Origin of the sequence: Acinetobacter sp. YH12227 (assembly GCF_013417785.1) — a bacterium.
Lineage (GTDB): Bacteria > Pseudomonadota > Gammaproteobacteria > Pseudomonadales > Moraxellaceae > Acinetobacter > Acinetobacter gandensis.
This window is the reverse complement of the sequence record NZ_VPDH01000039.1, coordinates 17,630-34,996: the sequence shown is the minus strand read 5'-3', so window position 1 is coordinate 34,996 and position 17,367 is coordinate 17,630. Positions and strand designations below refer to the sequence as shown.

General features: G+C 38.9%; 18 protein-coding genes, 1 tRNA gene and 1 pseudogene. 7 read left to right on the top strand and 13 right to left on the bottom strand.

Features of this window, described 5'->3' with window-relative positions; translation table 11 throughout:
* Positions 1-157: 157 nt before the first annotated feature.
* Together FTV09_RS10175 and FTV09_RS10170 are read right to left on the bottom strand one after the other, a co-directional pair.
* A complete protein-coding gene (locus tag FTV09_RS10175) occupies positions 158-1,126 on the bottom strand; it encodes a hypothetical protein (RefSeq protein ID WP_180058249.1) in 969 nt (322 codons plus the stop codon).
* A gap of 214 nt (positions 1,127-1,340) precedes the next feature.
* Positions 1,341-1,416 (bottom strand) — tRNA-Asn (locus FTV09_RS10170).
* A gap of 251 nt (positions 1,417-1,667) precedes the next feature.
* Here FTV09_RS10170 and FTV09_RS10165 point away from each other — a divergent pair.
* Complete coding sequence (locus tag FTV09_RS10165; RefSeq protein ID WP_067765117.1) at positions 1,668-2,126, top strand: hypothetical protein; 459 nt, start codon at positions 1,668-1,670, stop codon at positions 2,124-2,126.
* A 60-nt stretch (positions 2,127-2,186) separates the two neighbouring features.
* Here the strand turns inward: FTV09_RS10165 and FTV09_RS10160 are convergent, their stop codons facing one another.
* From FTV09_RS10160 to map, 3 genes are all read right to left on the bottom strand, one after another.
* The gene (locus FTV09_RS10160) at positions 2,187-2,621 is read right to left on the bottom strand and encodes a PaaI family thioesterase (protein ID WP_180058248.1); all 435 of its coding nucleotides are present in this window, start codon (positions 2,619-2,621) and stop codon (positions 2,187-2,189) included.
* 328 nt (positions 2,622-2,949) lie between these two features.
* Positions 2,950-4,176 (bottom strand): pyridoxal phosphate-dependent aminotransferase, encoded by a 1,227-nt coding sequence (locus FTV09_RS10155; RefSeq protein ID WP_180058247.1) that lies wholly within the window; start codon positions 4,174-4,176, stop codon positions 2,950-2,952.
* A gap of 273 nt (positions 4,177-4,449) precedes the next feature.
* Positions 4,450-5,277 carry a type I methionyl aminopeptidase gene (map, locus tag FTV09_RS10150; RefSeq protein ID WP_067765108.1) on the bottom strand — a complete coding sequence of 276 codons (828 nt, stop codon included), beginning with the start codon at positions 5,275-5,277 and terminating at the stop codon, positions 4,450-4,452.
* Between the two features lie 207 nt (positions 5,278-5,484).
* On the opposite strand from map, the gene rpsB reads away from it, so the two are divergent.
* From rpsB to FTV09_RS10120, 6 genes and pseudogenes are all read left to right on the top strand, one after another.
* On the top strand, positions 5,485-6,234 hold the full coding sequence (gene rpsB, locus FTV09_RS10145) for a 30S ribosomal protein S2 (protein ID WP_067765106.1): 750 nt from the start codon (positions 5,485-5,487) through the stop codon (positions 6,232-6,234).
* Between the two features lie 141 nt (positions 6,235-6,375).
* Positions 6,376-7,251, top strand: coding sequence for a translation elongation factor Ts (tsf, locus tag FTV09_RS10140; protein ID WP_067765103.1), 876 nt, complete (start codon positions 6,376-6,378; stop codon positions 7,249-7,251).
* A gap of 180 nt (positions 7,252-7,431) precedes the next feature.
* Positions 7,432-7,938 (top strand): DUF3465 domain-containing protein, encoded by a 507-nt coding sequence (locus FTV09_RS10135; RefSeq protein WP_180058246.1) that lies wholly within the window; start codon positions 7,432-7,434, stop codon positions 7,936-7,938.
* Between the two features lie 161 nt (positions 7,939-8,099).
* A pseudogene (locus FTV09_RS10130) lies at positions 8,100-8,930 on the top strand (AraC family transcriptional regulator).
* A gap of 237 nt (positions 8,931-9,167) precedes the next feature.
* Positions 9,168-9,809, top strand: a complete 642-nt coding sequence (locus FTV09_RS10125; RefSeq protein WP_257222875.1) for an AzlC family ABC transporter permease — start codon at positions 9,168-9,170, stop codon at positions 9,807-9,809.
* Positions 9,806-10,123, top strand: a complete 318-nt coding sequence (locus FTV09_RS10120; protein ID WP_180058244.1) for an AzlD domain-containing protein — start codon at positions 9,806-9,808, stop codon at positions 10,121-10,123. Before FTV09_RS10125 ends, FTV09_RS10120 begins: the two co-directional genes overlap by 4 nt.
* A 93-nt stretch (positions 10,124-10,216) precedes the next feature.
* Here the strand turns inward: FTV09_RS10120 and FTV09_RS10115 are convergent, their stop codons facing one another.
* From FTV09_RS10115 to FTV09_RS10080, 8 genes are all read right to left on the bottom strand, one after another.
* Positions 10,217-10,672 carry a DUF962 domain-containing protein gene (locus FTV09_RS10115; RefSeq protein WP_067765090.1) on the bottom strand — a complete coding sequence of 152 codons (456 nt, stop codon included), beginning with the start codon at positions 10,670-10,672 and terminating at the stop codon, positions 10,217-10,219.
* A gap of 168 nt (positions 10,673-10,840) precedes the next feature.
* Positions 10,841-11,455, bottom strand: coding sequence for a septal ring lytic transglycosylase RlpA family protein (locus FTV09_RS10110; RefSeq protein ID WP_067765087.1), 615 nt, complete (start codon positions 11,453-11,455; stop codon positions 10,841-10,843).
* A gap of 287 nt (positions 11,456-11,742) precedes the next feature.
* On the bottom strand, positions 11,743-12,744 hold the full coding sequence (gene mltB / locus FTV09_RS10105) for a lytic murein transglycosylase B (RefSeq protein WP_067765084.1): 1,002 nt from the start codon (positions 12,742-12,744) through the stop codon (positions 11,743-11,745).
* A gap of 22 nt (positions 12,745-12,766) precedes the next feature.
* A complete protein-coding gene (gene rodA / locus FTV09_RS10100) occupies positions 12,767-13,909 on the bottom strand; it encodes a rod shape-determining protein RodA (RefSeq protein WP_180058243.1) in 1,143 nt (380 codons plus the stop codon).
* Positions 13,910-14,033: 124 nt separating this feature from the next.
* On the bottom strand, positions 14,034-14,684 hold the full coding sequence (locus FTV09_RS10095; RefSeq protein ID WP_067765078.1) for a hypothetical protein: 651 nt from the start codon (positions 14,682-14,684) through the stop codon (positions 14,034-14,036).
* 17 nt (positions 14,685-14,701) lie between these two features.
* Positions 14,702-15,517, bottom strand: coding sequence for an NADPH-dependent 7-cyano-7-deazaguanine reductase QueF (gene queF / locus FTV09_RS10090; protein ID WP_067765075.1), 816 nt, complete (start codon positions 15,515-15,517; stop codon positions 14,702-14,704).
* Entirely contained in the window at positions 15,517-16,290 is a 774-nt protein-coding gene (locus FTV09_RS10085) for an ABC transporter permease (RefSeq protein ID WP_067765072.1), read from the bottom strand. Before FTV09_RS10085 ends, queF begins: the two co-directional genes overlap by 1 nt.
* Positions 16,287-17,222: an ABC transporter ATP-binding protein gene (locus FTV09_RS10080; RefSeq protein ID WP_067765069.1), complete on the bottom strand. Its 936-nt coding sequence runs from the start codon at positions 17,220-17,222 to the stop codon at positions 16,287-16,289. Before FTV09_RS10080 ends, FTV09_RS10085 begins: the two co-directional genes overlap by 4 nt.
* Between the last annotated feature and the right edge of the window lie 145 nt (positions 17,223-17,367).

Below are 17,367 nucleotides of genomic sequence, written 5' to 3'. Positions count from 1 at the left end.
ATTTGAACAATCTAAAATATTTGTATTACCTGAAAAAAGGCAAAGGCAATGTCCGCGAGTAGTGAAAATTAAAGCACAAAAATATCCAAGAAAATGCCAGTCAATTTCTTAACTGACTGGCATTACTTCATGTTGAAGGGCTTTTTTGCATAGAGAATTATGCTTCATTGCTTTCTAAAAAATACATGGATAGGCCGATAATTAGAATTAAGCCAGTTTGGGTAAAAAAGGCTTTATTAAAACCATCATAATATTGCTGAGCATAGCCTGCAATAATTAAATAGCCACTGAGATAAAGTAAGCGATAGTAGCGATTTTCAAAACAATAACAGACACTGGCAAAGCATAGAATTAAGCAGCCAATCACCATATATTGGATATCCCAAATGATTGTGTTTATGGCGAAGAGCAACGCTGCGAGGCCGCCTATTGTTAAATTTCGAAGGCTTTCAAAACCTTGATAAACATGTATGAGAGCAAAGATAAATAGCGGTAAAAGTGCAAGTAGATATTTGAACTTCACACTGCCTTGTTCATTAAGCATAAAACTTTGTTGTTGCTCAACAATAGGGTTTGTGCTGAATGTTAATCTTAACCACTGTATGCTTAAGTGCTCAGGAATATTGCCTTTTACAATGAATTTGAGTGTGGCATTCGGCGGAATAATATAATTTTCTTGAAAGTGATGGCCGTAGAAAATCCAAGACTTATTGGTATTTAAGGTGTGATACTCAGTTTTTTCTTTGGTAGAAATATGGAAAATTTGACCTTCTGCATGCAGTCCGGCTTTCATACAAGGGTTTTCGTTGTTGTCTAAAATACAAATGGGTAAGACAGCAATTTCAAGGTCTTTTCGTGTTTGTTGTTGACCAGCGAAGTCGATGTAAACATAAAGTTGATCAGTTTGGTTTTGCAGGGAAATAGCTGGGCTAGACCAAAACGCACCAGCAGTCATCTGTTCTAATGCAGGATTAGACTCATCGAAACTAAAATTATCATCACGAATTTGTACAGCTGGAATTTGCCATTGCTGATTGCTATTAATCAGTGAGTTGGTCTCGCTCTCGTATAAGCTTGGCGGTGTAGCAAGGTGTTGTTCAATTTCACTTTTAGGTGTGCAACTCACCAAATATATTGCGAAAGGGCAAAATAGAATAATCAGAAAAATGAATGCAGTGAGATATTGTTTAAGCGCTCGCTTATTTAATTCGGCATCAACGTGTATGAAAATTTTTTATTCTAATGACTATGATTTGCAGAGTATAAATTAGTCTGTAAATAAATCTATCACTAAATTTCAAGCATTTAAAAAGCCCATTTAAAAAATGGGCTTTAGAATTTGGCTCTCCAACCTGGGCTCGAACCAGGGACCTGCGGATTAACAGTCCGTCGCTCTACCGACTGAGCTATTGGAGAATCTGAATGCGATTATAAGCAGATTTACAGGGGGGTCAAGTTAAAAATATTCATAAAGTCTGAATTGGTGTTTGAGTGTTTCTTATTTGAACAAAAAAACTAAATTTTAAGAAAAATGGCTTTTGATGCTTGCAAAGAAAAAAATCAGTTGTTAGTCTGAATCTAACAACAGAGCGTTTAAGCCTAAGCTTAAACAGTGTGGATTTAAACCCAACTTGCCAGCACTAAAATGGCTAAACAGGAGAAAGCGAATGAATACGCTTACTATTTCTCAAATTTTCTCCAACTTTTCTTTCTATCAAGAAAACTATCTTTCAATTATTGCTGATCACAATCAATATCAAACACCCGTGGAAGGTTCGTATGTGAACGTCTGGCCATTAGGCTTACGTGAGTTGGTTTTGGGCGATCTACTGCAATTGTGGTTTAGTGAAAAATGGTTAGTGAATTCACCATGTCATTTACGCTTTGAGCACAAAGACGATGGTCGACGTATTCCTCTACAACGTGATCATGACTTGTATTTGTTTCAACTTGCGGGTAGTGCGCTTTCTGGGTCTAATCGATCTAAAGTGTGGTCGATTTCAGAGCAAAAAGTGCTTACGGTTGAGCTTGATAGCGCATTGAAATATTACTGCTTCCAAAAGGGTAGTAATCGAATTGATTTAACTAAAACTCAACTGTTACGTGCTTTACATTCAGCAATTTAATGCGCATATAGGTGTTTATATTTAAATATTGCTCGCATAAATATGCGAGCAAATGAAACTTTAAGCACGGATAATCATGCATGTCGCTGTTGCATGAGCATATATCTTTCCATTGTTATCCATAATTCTGCCTTCTGAAATTGCTAAATTTTTGCTGATATTAATTAAATGGCCTATTGCGGTTAAATCTTGATTTTTAGGGATAGGTCTACACATTTTTATATTGAGATCAATGGTGCCATAGCCTATACCAGCTTCTAATGCTGAGTGTACGACACACCCTGTAACTGTATCTAAGACTGTTGCTGCAAAGCCACCATGCACACCACCAAGTGGATTTAAATGGCGCTGATCGGCTTTTACAACAAACTCTACATTACCTTGTTCAATCTTTTTGGGTTGCATTGGAATAATTTCACTAATGCTTGCAGGTGGAATTTGGCCTTGCATCATTGCCTTTAAAATTTCGAGTCCAGTCATTTCTTTGATGTTCATTGGTATATCTCTGGATAGGTTAGTTTTGTGGTTGTTTTGGGTTCTAAAATGGAACTTATGTTAAATAACATAGCTGAAAACGTAAAAAGAATGCAAACCAAAGATTTGAATATGAAGGTTAGTTTTAGGTTTTATCGTTTGGCTTTTTAATATTTAAGTCGATTTGAAGGAAGTCAAATGGGCTGGATGAGCTTTGTTATTTAGTTTGAACCGCGAAAAAAATTGATCAAAAGCGTGTTGAAGTGAAGCGTATTAATTTATTCTTTTGATGAGTATAAAAAACCCGCGATATTCGCGGGTTTTTTAAATCTAGCTTTTTAAAAGCAGATTATTTTTCAGCAGCAATGGAAGCAATCGCAGCGTCAACGCCTTCGATTGAATCAGCAGCTTTTTTGATACGAGCAAGCGCATCAACAAGCACTTCGTCAGCAGTTGCATATGAAATACGCATGTAGCCACCAAGACCGAACGCATCACCAGGAACAACTGCAACACCAGTTTCTTCCAATAACCATGCAGAGAATTCTGTGCAAGATTTTAAACCTTTCGCACGAATCAATGGGCGAATGTTTGCATATGCATAGAATGCACCATCAGCTGGAAGGCAAGTAATACCGTTGATGTCGTTCAAACCTTTTACAACTAAGTCGTGACGACGTTTGAATGCTTCAATCATTGGCTCAAGAACGTCTTGAGGGCCATTTAATGCAGCTTCTGCAGCAACTTGTGAAATAGAAGTTGGGTTTGAAGTTGATTGAGATTGGATTTTTTTCATCGCACCAATAAGCTTAGCAGGACCTGCTGCATAGCCAATACGCCAGCCAGTCATTGCATATGCTTTTGATACACCGTTAAGAACGATTACGCGGTCGTAAAGATCAGGTGCAACAGTTGCGATGTTGTAGAATTCATCATCCCAACGGATTGGTTCGTACATATCATCAGAAGCAACCAAAACTTCTGGGTATTTACGAAGAACTTCAGCTAAAGCTTCTAATTCAGCTTTGGTGTAGATCATACCAGTAGGGTTAGATGGGCTGTTAAGTACCACTAAACGAGTTTTGTCAGTAATTGCTGCTTCTAATTGAGCAGGTGTGATTTTGAAGCGTTGTTCTTCACCACATTTTACAACTACAGGCACACCTTCAGCGATGATCACCATATCTGGGTAGCTTACCCAGTAAGGTGCAGGAATAATCACTTCATCACCTTTGTTTAACAAAGCAAGTGCTAAGTTAAAGAAAGATTGTTTACCACCGCAAGATACCAAGATTTGGTTTGCAGCGTATTCTAAGTTGTTGTCACGTTTTAATTTAGCAATAATTGCTTTTTTAAGACCTGGAGTACCGTCAACAGCTGTATATTTTGTAAAGCCATTGTTGATAGCAGCAATTGCAGCATCTTTGATGTGTTGTGGGGTATCGAAATCCGGTTCACCTGCGCCTAAACCAATTACGTTTTTACCAGCAGCTTTAAGTTCAGCAGCTTTGTTAGTAACAGCAAGTGTAGGGGACGGTTTGATGCTATTTACACGATCAGACAGACGTACGTCCACGGCAGTATTCCTTCTTATAGGGATTAAAAAATAAAAAAGCACACTATCTTAGCTTAATTGCACCGTAATGGGGAGCGAAAAAAGCACCAATATGCAAAAAATTAGCGGATTCATTAAAAAGATTTACAAAGTTTAATTTAGATACGCAGGTGATTTATTTTATTCAAATTATTGGAGTATTTATTTAAAAGAACGTAATCATTTACAAACAACAGAAAAGACCATCAAAGTAGATGGTCTTCATTATATCTATTTAAAAATAAAACGCTTTGATTATTGAACGAAGCGAGATAGGTCTTCATCAGGGCGAGCAGTAAGTACTTCTACACCATTTTTTGTTACAAGTAGTGTGTGTTCATACTGTGCTGACAAGCTATGATCTTTAGTGACCACAGTCCATTTGTCGCCAAGAAGTTTAGTTTTCCAGTCACCACCATTGACCATTGGTTCAATGGTGAATGTCATACCTTCTTCTAAGATCATGCCTGTATTTGGTTGACCGTAATGAAGCACTTGAGGTTCATCATGGAACACGGTACCAATACCATGGCCACAATATTCACGGACAACACCAAAACGCTCAGACTCAACATATTGTTGAATGGCATTACCAATATCACCCATGGTTGCACCAGGTTTTACTACAGCCATACCGCGGTACATGGCTTCTTGCGCAACTTTACATAAACGGTTGGCTAAAATAGATGTTTCACCGCCTACGATGTACATCATGTTCGTGTCACCGTGGTAGCCATCTTTAATTACGGTTACATCAATATTGAGGATGTCGCCTTTCTTTAATTTTTTAGCATCAGATGGAATACCATGACAGACCACATGGTTCACTGATGTACAGATTACATGTTGGAATGCAGGACGACCAGGTGCTGCACCATAGCCTAAGCAAGCTGGAATAGCTTCTTGTTTATTAACGATATAGTCATGACAAATCGTATCAAGTTCAAGGGTAGTCACACCTGGAACAATATGCGGTTTGATCATATCCAAAACTTCAGCTGCCAACCGACCTGCCACACGCATTTTTTCTATTTCGTCTGGAGTTTTAATTAAACGGCGTGGAGCTTCGTAAGTACTGTTCATGATCTCTAAAAACTTTTGGAAATTTGTATGTGACTATGGTATAAATAGCCGCCCATTTTATCAAATGCTTTTTCGTGAATAAATTTCGCGGGCTTTGTGCGATGGGGCAATAAAATCCGCACATATATCGACACATTTCTCTGGGTGCCTTTTTAGGTGGAGAATGCGGGTATATGGAGGCCTAACCCAAACTTTAAGGTAAAGAAAATGGCAGATTACAACGTAAGCATGCGCGACCTTCTTCAAGCAGGCGCTCACTTCGGTCACCAAACACGTTTTTGGAATCCAAAAATGCGCGAGTACATCTTTGGCGCGCGCAACAAAATTCACATCATCAACCTTGAGCACACTGTTCCTGCGTTAAATGATGCTTTGAACTTTGCTAACAACTTGGCTAGCAAAAAGAACAAAGTTTTGTTCGTTGGTACTAAACGTGCAGCTTCTGCAATCATCCGTGAACAAGCTCAACGCGCTGGCCAACCATATGTTGATCACCGTTGGTTAGGTGGTATGTTGACTAACTGGAAAACTCTTCGTCAGTCAATCAACCGTCTAAAAGACCTTCAAACTCAATCTCAAGATGGCACTTTCGCTAAGCTTACTAAACGTGAAGCTTTAGAGCGTACTCGTGAGATGGAAAAACTTGAACGCGGTCTTGGTGGCGTTAAAAACATGGGTGGTTTACCTGACGCATTATTCGTAATCGACGTTGATCACGAAGCAATTGCAATTAAAGAAGCTAAAAACCTTGGTATTCCTGTAATCGGTATCGTTGATACAAACTCTAACCCAGACAACGTAGACTACGTTATCCCTGGTAACGACGATGCGATCCGTGCAGTTACTTTGTATGCTTCTGCTATGGCTGATGCGATTCTTGCTGGTAAAGAATATGCTCAATCACAAGCAAATGCACAAGCTAAAGTTGAAGAAGCTAAAGAAGCTCCTGAGGCTTAATGCGTTTGACGCAAGCTTGTCATTTTTGCGACATGTGATGGTGGCAAAGTAAGCGTCATGTATGCAGACGGCCCAAGAGATAGCTCTGGGCCGTTTCTGTTCTAAAAAGAATTCATTTTCTACCCTATTTAGGAGATTAACATGACTGCAGTTACAGCAAGCATGGTTAAAGAATTGCGTGATCGTACTGGTCTTGCAATGATGGAATGTAAAAAAGCATTGACAGAAGCGGGCGGTGACATCGAATTAGCGATTGATAACCTTCGTAAATCTGGTCAAGCTAAAGCTGCTAAAAAAGCGGGTAACATTGCTGCTGATGGCGCGATCACTATCGCTCAAGAAGGCAACAAAGCAATCCTTTTAGAAGTAAACTGCCAAACTGACTTCGTTGCTAAAGACGAAAACTTTGCTGGTTTCTCTGCTAAAGTTGCTGCTGCTGCTCTTGCTGCTGGCGTAACTGATGCTGCTCAAATCGCTGAATTAAAACTTGAAGATGGCGCTACAGTTGAAGAAACTCGTATTGCTCTTGTTCAAAAAATTGGTGAAAACATCCAAGTACGTCGCGCTAAAATCGTTGAAGGCGACAACCTTGCTGTTTACAAACACGGTCTTAAAATCGGTGTTGTTGTTTCTTACGCAGGTGATGCTGCAACTGGTAAAGGCTTGGCAATGCACATTGCTGCGTTCAACCCAGTAGCTGTAAATGAAGCGGGTGTTTCTGCTGACCTTATCGCTAAAGAAAAAGAAATTGCTGAAGCTAAAGCTTTAGAATCTGGCAAACCTGCTAACATCGTTGAAAAAATGGTGACTGGTTCTGTTCAGAAATACTTGAACGAAGTTGTTCTTGAGAACCAAATGTACGTTATCGATAACGATAAGAAAGTTGCAGACGTTCTTAAATCAACTGGTACAACTGTAGCTCAATTCGTTCGTTTCGAAGTGGGTGAAGGTATTGAGAAAAAAGCTGAACTTTCTTTCGCTGAAGAAGTTGCTGCTGCTCAAGCTGCTGCAAAATAATCTCTGATTATTTGCAAAAAAAAGTCCTCATTTGAGGACTTTTTTTTTATTTCAATTTTTTGGGAAATTAATCTAACCAGTTTAATTGCCAAAGTAAAACTATAAAGAATTGTAGATAAAGTGGTGATTGATTAATTTTCAAAGATATACTTAGCTACAAATATTGAATTAATTGATGTTATGGCGAATAAAACAAATCTAACCATTGGCGGCGTTATTGTTGCATTAGTTGCTGCTTATTATGGAATTGATCTGCAACAACAAAAAACTGAGAATGTGCAGGCGACAGTACCTGACACGCCAAAAGCTGCAACTGAAGTAATAACTCAGCAGACTGAAGAAAAAGTTACGCATGGCACTGAACTAATAGCGCAAGCATATAGCAAGAAGCTGAGTAATGTTCAGGTTGAGGGTTCTGGTAAAGTCATTGCGGTACTGCGTGATGATAATGAAGGCAGTCGACATCAGAAATTTCTTTTGGAATTATCAAATGGGCAGACCTTATTGGTCGCACATAATATTGATTTAGCACCACGCATTGACTCTTTAAACAAAGGCGATACAGTACAATTTTATGGTGAGTATGAATATTCTGATAAAGGTGGTGTGATGCATTGGACGCATCATGATCCTAACGGTCGCCATGCAGATGGTTGGTTAAAGCATAACGGGAAAACATATCAATAATAACGACTAATCATTTTCACAATAGTTCTGATATTGGTTGCAGTGTTTAATCGTCATTTTTTGAAAGTGGTTATAAAATAAAAACTAACAAGAGAGCAATTTTGTTCTATGCAGCTCGAATTTAGACGTTAAAGTAAAATGTTGATGATCTGGAATCGGTTATGCAAGAGAAAGAAGCACATGAATTTGTCGATTATTGGCATATTCAAGAATTAGGCGGGCTTGAGCTCCTGAAAGCATCTTATCAGGAAACCGAATTTTCCAAACATACCCATGAAGGTTATTGTATCGGTTTAATTGATGAAGGGGCGCAATCGTTCTTGCGAGCTGGTAATTAGCATATTGCACCCAAAGGTGACATTATTTTGGTGAATGCAGATGAGGTACATACTGGTTCATCTGCAGTTGATTCAGGCTGGTGCTACCGTGCAATTTACCCAACCCCTGAAATGATGGCTGAGATCAGTACGGATTTTTTTAAAAGGACGTGGAGTGCTCCGTGGTTCCCGCAAGCAGTTGTGCATGATGAAGGTCTGGCAATCCAATTAAATTTGTTATTTGACTTATTGATTCAACCACAAAATACATTATTTAAAGAAAGCTTATTTTTATCGACCTTGGCTTATTTACTCAGTCGTCATGCAAAGACAAAACCAACATTACAAAATCTGCCAGAAGCACAAAGAAAGATACAGCTTATTCAAGATATCTTAGCAAATGAGCCAGAAAAAGATCACCAATTATTTGATCTTGCAGCTATTGTAGGATTGAGTCCTTGGCATTTATTGCGACAATTCAAAAAATATACGGGCTTGCCACCGCATGCATGGTTGGTGCAATGCCGCTTACATAAATCTTTAAAATTATTAAAAACTGGTCAAGATATCGCGCTTACAGCACAATTATGTGGCTTTTCAGATCAAAGTCATTTTAATCGACATTTTAAAAAAGCCCTTGGTTGTACCCCTGCACAATACATGCTGAATCATTAAGAAGGTTTATCTTAGATTTTTTATAAAATGTTAGGTTTAAAAACAATTACAAGAAATACTCGTCTTAGAAAAAATACTTAAAAGCTTTAACTCAGCAATTTTGTTCAAGTCTTAATACTAAAGCTCATTTTAAAGTATTTGCACACGTATAGAGATGCAATATTTAAAATGAAATACGACACAAATCAGCTCACACCAAATAGAGCCCCTTTGGGCTTTTGGAAAGGGGCGCTGGATATGTTGCCCTTATCATTTGCCGTTATTCCTTGGGGGATATTGGCAGGGTCGGTCGCAATCAATACGGGTTTAAGTGTTATGCAGGCACTTGGCATGTCAGTTTTGGTGTTTGCGGGTGTAGCCCAATTGGTGAGTTTGAGTATGCTGTCAGCAGGTGCATCTATCTTAAGTATTGTGCTGACAATATTTTTCTTAACCAGTCAGCATTTTATTTATGCGTTGCAACTTAGGTATCACGCTCTAAAGCTGCCATTCTTTAAGCGAGTACTGTTGGGTTTTTTCCTGACGGATGAATTGTATGCAACAGCAGTGCTGCGTGAACCAGATTATTCTTACCGTTATTTGATTGGTGCGGGTTTTAGCTTTTATATAAGTTGGGTGGCTTTTAGTGCTGTTGGGATTTACTTAGCCAGAATCGTTCCGGACTTATCCGTGTTGCATTTGGAATTCTCCATTGTGGTTATTTTTATTGTTATGGCTATTTTGGTGATGAGAGATCATTTAGCAATCATAGGAATGACAATTTCTGCATTACTCGCAGTATTTTTTAGTTGGCTTAAGTTTGATGCCGCAATCTTAGCAGCGGGTATGATTGGCATGGCTATTACAGCAATGTTGGATATTATGCGGAGCAAGTCATGAGTTGGTACTTATTGTTTGTGTTGACCGCTGTCACTTTTTTTAATCGCTATGTATTTCTTGAACCTAAAACCACGATCCGCTTGCCAAACTTTGCCTTGTATATGTTGAAATATGCTGCACCTTGCTTAATGATTTCAATTGTTAGTCCTGTGATTTTTTTTGAACAGGGTGAGTGGAAAGGGGTATGGGCCAATAGCTATTTTTATGGCGCACTATTGACCATTCTTATCACGTGTATAACTCGAAAATTACTTTTAAGTATTAGTTTAAGTTTGGTGCTTTTCTATTTTTATATTTACGTGGCTTTATTCTAAATAGTATTGAAAAACCCATATAAAAAATAGGGGGAAAAGCACCTAGAAAGCTGTTAAAAAGCTCTTTTCTTCAAATTAAAATTTAAGTGTACTCTAAATGCTTGTCATTTGCGTTTTTTGGCGAGTTTTCCAATTTGGTAGTACTTTGTTTAGGTAAGCATCCATACACCAAATTGGGCCAATGAGGAGGAATTGAAGATCTTTGAAGAAAGATGGCTTCTTACCTTCTACTTTATGCCCGTAAAACTGCCCAATCCAGGCCAAAATGAATAAGCCAATATAAAATCCGTAGCCTACAGGTAAGACCCAAATTAGCCACACTAAAACCGATGTTAATACAGCCATAGCGACGGCAAGCACGATGTCTAAGCGCGCGTAAAAAATAAAGGCAAGTACTAAAAGAAGCGTTGTAAGTAAAACACTAAAATGTGCCAAGATGCCTACGATTGAAAAATAGATGGTTGGAACGCAAACCCAATGGATTAATTTATTGGTTTGGTTCTGATGGCTTTCACTATATTCATCAAACCATTCACTGATTGTTTTCATGACGATCCTTGATCATGGAAATATTGTTCAAAATATAAACCAGAACTCAGAATGCGTCAAAAATAGAAAAAACCGAAAATGGATATTCAAAATGTGAGGGGGATGAAGTGCTGGAAATAAAAAACCACGCTAAGCGTGGTTTTGTTAAATGCAGTCACTCATTTGGGATTATGAGTTTGGTCCGTCTACACGCTCGATGCTGACATTTGCTGTACCTGCACTAGTAATACCTAATTGCTTTGCAGCACCATAAGATAAATCTAGAACTCGGTTGCCATGGAATGGGCCGCGGTCATTGACTTTCACAACGACACTTTTACCGTTATTGCGGTTGGTTACACGAATAAAGCAGTTGAGTGGCAAGCTACGGTGAGCAGCGGTTAATGCATTCATATCGAATGTTTCACCACTAGCAGTTTTACGGCCATGGAATTGACGACCGTACCATGACGCTGTACCTGTTTGGCTGAATTTACGTACAGTGTTAGACGCAACAGTATTTAACTTTTCAATCACTGAAGGCTCATCTTCAGGGATTTCGATTTTAGCAGCGATTGTTTCACGACGAATTTTATCGCCAGAACGCTCAGTGATTGAAAGGCTACTTAAATTAGTAAAATTTGAATTAAAGCTTTGAGCTTCTTTGTTTAATACACGTGCAGCTAGACGAGAATTATCATTGTCATGATTGAATGACGATGATTGAACCATCTCTGCTTGTGACTGACTTAGGGCTACTGTCGTGGCAACCGCTAAGGCATATTTAATAATCGATGACTGCATTGTTTATCTCCCAATGGCATATTTGTCTGATCCAACTAAGTCGCTGATATCCGTACAAACACGTCTGATATTTCACTTTTGCAACTACATTTAACGAGATGGATAATATTCATGCGCTAACAGGGCTGTCTAGTGTTTAATTAAAATACTTTGAAATTGTCTAAAAAAATAACACTTATTGATCATAAAATGATCAATATTGTAACATTGTATGTAATAAGCGCGAAATTTAGCCATTTTAATTAAAAAAAAGATTGACTTTTATATCTATTGGTAAATCACCAGTCTTATCGACTGGTAATTTCAGTGCCTAAAAGCCACAGCGCTGTCGCATACATACGGCTTTTATTGTAGGTAGTAATGACCTGAAAGTTAGGGTAGGTAATGTAATAAATTGGCCCATAACTATCTTGCAATTGAATGACATTGACTAAATCGAGGTCATCAATTTTTACCAATGGATTCATAGGGGTTACGCCTTGTGCCTTTAAAACACCGTACGGCGTTGGTTGATTTAAATCTTTGGCAATAATTGAATCTGGATTGTTACCTGAGTAGCGTGCGGCAAAGGCAATAGGTTGATTACGCTGCCAACCATAATTTGCAAGGTAGTTTGCAATTGAGCCAATGGCATCTACAGCTGAATTTCGAAGGTCAACATGACCGTTGCCGTCGTAATCCACACCAAATTTTGGAATGTTGCTTGGCATAAATTGAGGATATCCAACTGCACCTGCATAAGAACCCACAACAGAATTGGTTGGAACACCATCTTTATATGACCAAGCGATCAGTGCTGCGAGTTCATCTTGGAAATATTGCGCACGGCGTTCATAGCCGAAACCTAAAGTTGCAAGTGCATCACGGGTAATAAAGTTACCTTTATTGCTGCCATATCCTGTTTCAACACCTAAAATACCGAGAATTACAGATTGTGGTACGCCAAACTGTTGTTCTGCGCGATTTAATGTATCTGCATATTGGTTTTTAAAACGCACACCACGTTGAATCGTACTCTCTGCTAAAAAGTTGGTTTTGTATTGATACCAAGGCTTTGATTCACCAGGGCGATTCATAATGTTAATAATGTTGGGCAAGTTTTTACTACCTTGCATGGCCCAGTCAACTTGACTCTCACTTAAACCATAGGTTTGCATGGTATTTTGTTTAAAGGCTGCATAGGCTGGATGAGATTGAAAGTCGTTGGCTTGACAGAAACTAGTCAAAGAAAGAGAACCGACAACAATGCCAATATGTGTAAGTTTTTTATAAAAATTTCGATTTAACATAAATAAAAAAATTCCAATTTCATTAGCGATGAGTATGAATGGCCATCACCAGGCCAAAAGCAGCCATTAAAGTAATGATGGCTGTGCCGCCATAGCTCATAAAAGGTAGAGGAATACCTGTTACGGGTAAGATACCACTGACCATGCCAGCATTCACAAATACATATACAAAAAAAGACAAACCTAGGCCGCCTGCAAGCAATCGACCATAGTTATGGAAACTATTTAAGCCAATTTGCAGAGTACGAAAGATGACAGCGAAATACAGAACAACTAAAATACAGATACCAATAAAACCAAATTCTTCAGAATAAGCCGCAATGATGAAATCTGTATGACCTTCGGGTAAAAAATGCAGATGTGATTGGCTGCCTTGTAAGAAGCCTTTTCCCGACATACCACCTGAGCCAATGGCGGTTTTAGATTGAATAATGTTCCAACCCGCACCTAAGGCATCTGCTTCAGGGTCAAATAAAGTCATGACACGCATTTTTTGATAATCCTGTAGTAGAAACTCCCAAGTGAGAGGAATGAGTACAGCTACGGCACCGAGTGCACTTCCAATCATCCACCATGGTAAGCCACTAAGAAACAATACAAATATATCGCTTGCAAGGACTAAGGCAGATGTACCTAAGTCGGGTTGTTCTGCAATTAATAAGAAAGGGACACCCACTAATATCAGCGCAATAAAGATCTGTTTAAACTTTGGTGGGAGAGCATACTTGGACAGATACCATGCCATCATCATGGGCATGCCAATTTTCATAAATTCACTAGGTTGAATACTTGCAACACCGGGTATGCTTAGCCAACGCTGCGCACCCATACGAACTTCGCCAACCAACATGACTGCAATTAGACAAAGTAAACCGAATACATAGAAAAAAGGGCTGAAAGTCTGATAAACCTTAGGTGGAATCTGAGCCAAACTAAACATGACAACCAAGCCAATGGCGAAACTTATACTCTGTCGAATGACCATGCTGATATTTTGACCAGACGCACTATATAAAGTCACTAAACCGAGTGCCGCATTTAAAATGATAAATGTGGTTAACCACGGATCGATATGCAAACGATTCCATATAGAAGGTTGCATCGCGGTACTTAAGCCATCTCGTGGTGCTTGACGCAAAAACTTATATTGTGAATCTAATGTCATAATAATAAGTATGTGGGGATTTTTTATAGGCGCATGCTAGCACAGTCTTGCACTAAAATAAGTCATATCAATATTTTGCAATAAAAAACCTAGCCGAGGCTAGGTTTTGAATACTGAGAAAGATTTAGTGATTAAACATCGAGTCGTGTGCTTGCGCTAAAGCCCCGAGTTCTTCTTTGGTCAGATTAGGGAAAATTTTATCAATAGCAATATGGATGGCTTTAATCACAGCTGAAGAACCAATATCTGCTGCTTTACGTTTAATCATGCCAAGATCTAAGGTCTTATTAAAGTCATTCATAAAATGGCGGACTGCTGCTTCGGCAAACTGTTTATAAAGTTCTGCGAAGGCAGCTTTATTTACATCAGTGCCTGCTTTGATTTCAGCATAGCTATTTTTGAGGTTAGTGATTAGCCCTGCATCGAGAGTAAGGCCAACGCGATGTGTGCCTGAACTATCTTTAAACAAACTTTTCTCAGAAAAATCGATGGATTGTTTTACCACATCGTTAGGTGACTTACCTAGGAGTTGTTTAAGTAAAACAGCAACTGTAGATTTCACATAGCCTGCAAGTTTTTCCGCTGTATCGCGTTTGTCGCTTGCAGGGAAAAGATGTACAGGTGCTAAAATCGTTGCACCAATGATTTCATCATTGATCAGCAATGCAGTTTTATCACGCAAAGGATAAAGGGGTTCACTTGAATTTTTTTTCTCGTGACCAGTCTGAATACTGCTTAAAAGTTCATCTGAAGGAATAAAACCAAAAAATGGCATCGCTAACCTCAATTTTTTTATTGTCGCGCCAATCGAATTGGGCGAGGCATCCATGTTAAATCCGATACACGACAAGGGTTGATGTCCAATCCACCACGGCGTGTATAGGTTGCATAAACCATCAGCTTACTTGGTTTAAGATTTTGCCAAATATCGGCAAACATTTGTTCCACACATTGTTCATGGAAACCATTATGCTGACGGTAAGAAATAATATAAGCCAAAATACTACGATAACAAGGCTTGCTTCCTTTATACCTTATAAATACCGTACCCCAATCAGGTTGACCCGTGACTGGACAGTTACTTCTTAATAAATGTGAATAAAACTGAACTTCAACTTCTTCATTGTTATTTTCATCTAATGCCAATAAGTTGGCGTTTGGATGATTTTCCAGTTTTGTTGGCTCTAAGTCATCAATACAGATACCTTCAGGCTTAGAAATTTCCACATCATCGACATGAAAAAGATCAATAGTCACGGGTGCATTGGCAGCAACAGATAAATCTTTTTCAACTGTTGCTTTGAAAGCATCACGTGATTCAAATTGAGTAAAGTTCATACTATTAAAGTAGAGCTTTAGTGATTTGGATTCGATTAAATTGTCTGAACTGGCTGGTAGTGTTAAACGACCAATTGCTACTTGTGGTACACCAGAAGCATTTAGCCATGAAATTTCAAAAACATGCCACCAGTCTTTACCTTGGCAAATGCCTTCCACATGGGCATATTGTTCACGTGCCGTAGCACGTGCGATAGGGAACAGAATATCGGGCTGATATGCTGTTGGGTAATTGGTGTCTTTACCTAAAAGGGATTGTTCTACACTCATTATTCACGCATTCCTGAACCACGAGAAAGTAAATGATATGCCACGCCATAGAGTACAGCGCAGCATGCAGTAATAACTGCCAGTGAAATGCCTACATTGACATCGCTATGGCCTAAGATACCGTAGCGGAATGCATTCACCATATACACGACAGGGTTGATTAAAGAGAGATTTTGCCAAAATGGACTCAATGACGAGATGGCATAGAAAACACCGCCTAAATAGGTTAGCGGTGTCAGGACGAAAGTCGGGATAATCGAAATATCGTCAAAAGATTTTGCATAGACAGCATTAATAAAGCCGCCAAGCGAAAATAATAAAGAAGTAATCAGAACTGTATATATAGTCACGAAAATATTGGTGATATGTAATTCAGTAAAAAATAAACTCATGGCAGTCACAATAATGCCGACCAATACACCACGACAAACGCCACCAATCACATAACCCCAAAGTACCATGTGTAGTGGTACGGGACTCATAATCAGTTCTTCAATGCTTTTTTGGAATTTTGCACTAAAGAAACTAGATGATACGTTGGCATAACTGTTGGTAATGACCGCCATCATAATCAAACCGGGCACAATAAATTGCATATAGGTGAAACCACCCATTTGACCAATACGTGAACCGACTAGATTACCAAAAATCACAAAGTACAAACTCATGGTGATGGCAGGCGGTAATAGCGTTTGTGGCCAGATTCGCATAAAGCGACGGATTTCTTTATAAACCAGTGTATAGAGGGCAATACAAAGTTGATTAAAATTCATTGTGCTGCACCTTCAAGATTTTTTTCCACCATACGAACAAATAATTCTTCAAGACGGTTCGATTTATTACGCATACTGCGTACTTGAATACCTTGAGATTCCATGAGTTGGAACAAATCATTCATGGTGTGGGCTTTATCCATGGTCACTTCTAAGGTCACAGGGTCAACCAAGTTAAAACGTACACCAATAATGTCAATATTGAGCGGTTGAATAGGCTCGGCCAAATCGAAGATAAAGGTTTCTTCATTTAATTGGCTTAAGAACCCTTTCATGGTGGTATCTTCTTTAATGACACCACGGTCAATAATCGCAATTCGACGACACAGCATTTCTGCTTCTTCTAAATAATGCGTCGTTAAAATAATAGATGTACCTTTGTCATTCATTTCAGTGAGGAAGTCCCACATAGAACGACGCAGTTCAATATCAACACCCGCTGTTGGCTCGTCCAAAATTAGAAGTTTCGGCTCATGCATCATGGCGCGCGCAATCATCAAACGGCGTTTCATCCCACCAGATAGCATGCGTGCTTGTGTACTGCGTTTGTCCCACAACCCTAGCTTTTCTAAATATTCTTCAGCACGCTTTTCTGCTAATTTTTTGGGAATGCCGTAATAACCAGCTTGAGTAACCAAAATATCAAAGGTCTTTTCAAACTGACCGAAGTTAAATTCTTGTGGTACGACACCTAAACATTGTTTGGCATGTGATGGATGGGTATCCAAATTGTGCCCAAAAATTTCGACAGTACCTGAAGTTTTACGCGTAAGAGAACTGATAATACTAATCGTGGTCGATTTACCTGCGCCATTTGGGCCTAAAAGTGCATAAAACTCACCTTCAGGCACAGTTAAATCAATACCTTTGAGTGCCTGAAAACCATTTTTATAGGTTTTTGACAACTGCGTTAACGTCAGTGCATCAGTCATAAATATCTCACGCTGTGAATAGTCTGAGTATTGTGCGATATCGGGCTGAATAAACCAAGTAAATCGTATGGAATTCTGCATTGCATAAACAGGATGCTGTACAAAGCTTAGGCAGAAAAATGACTGACTTATATATAGTTGCTTT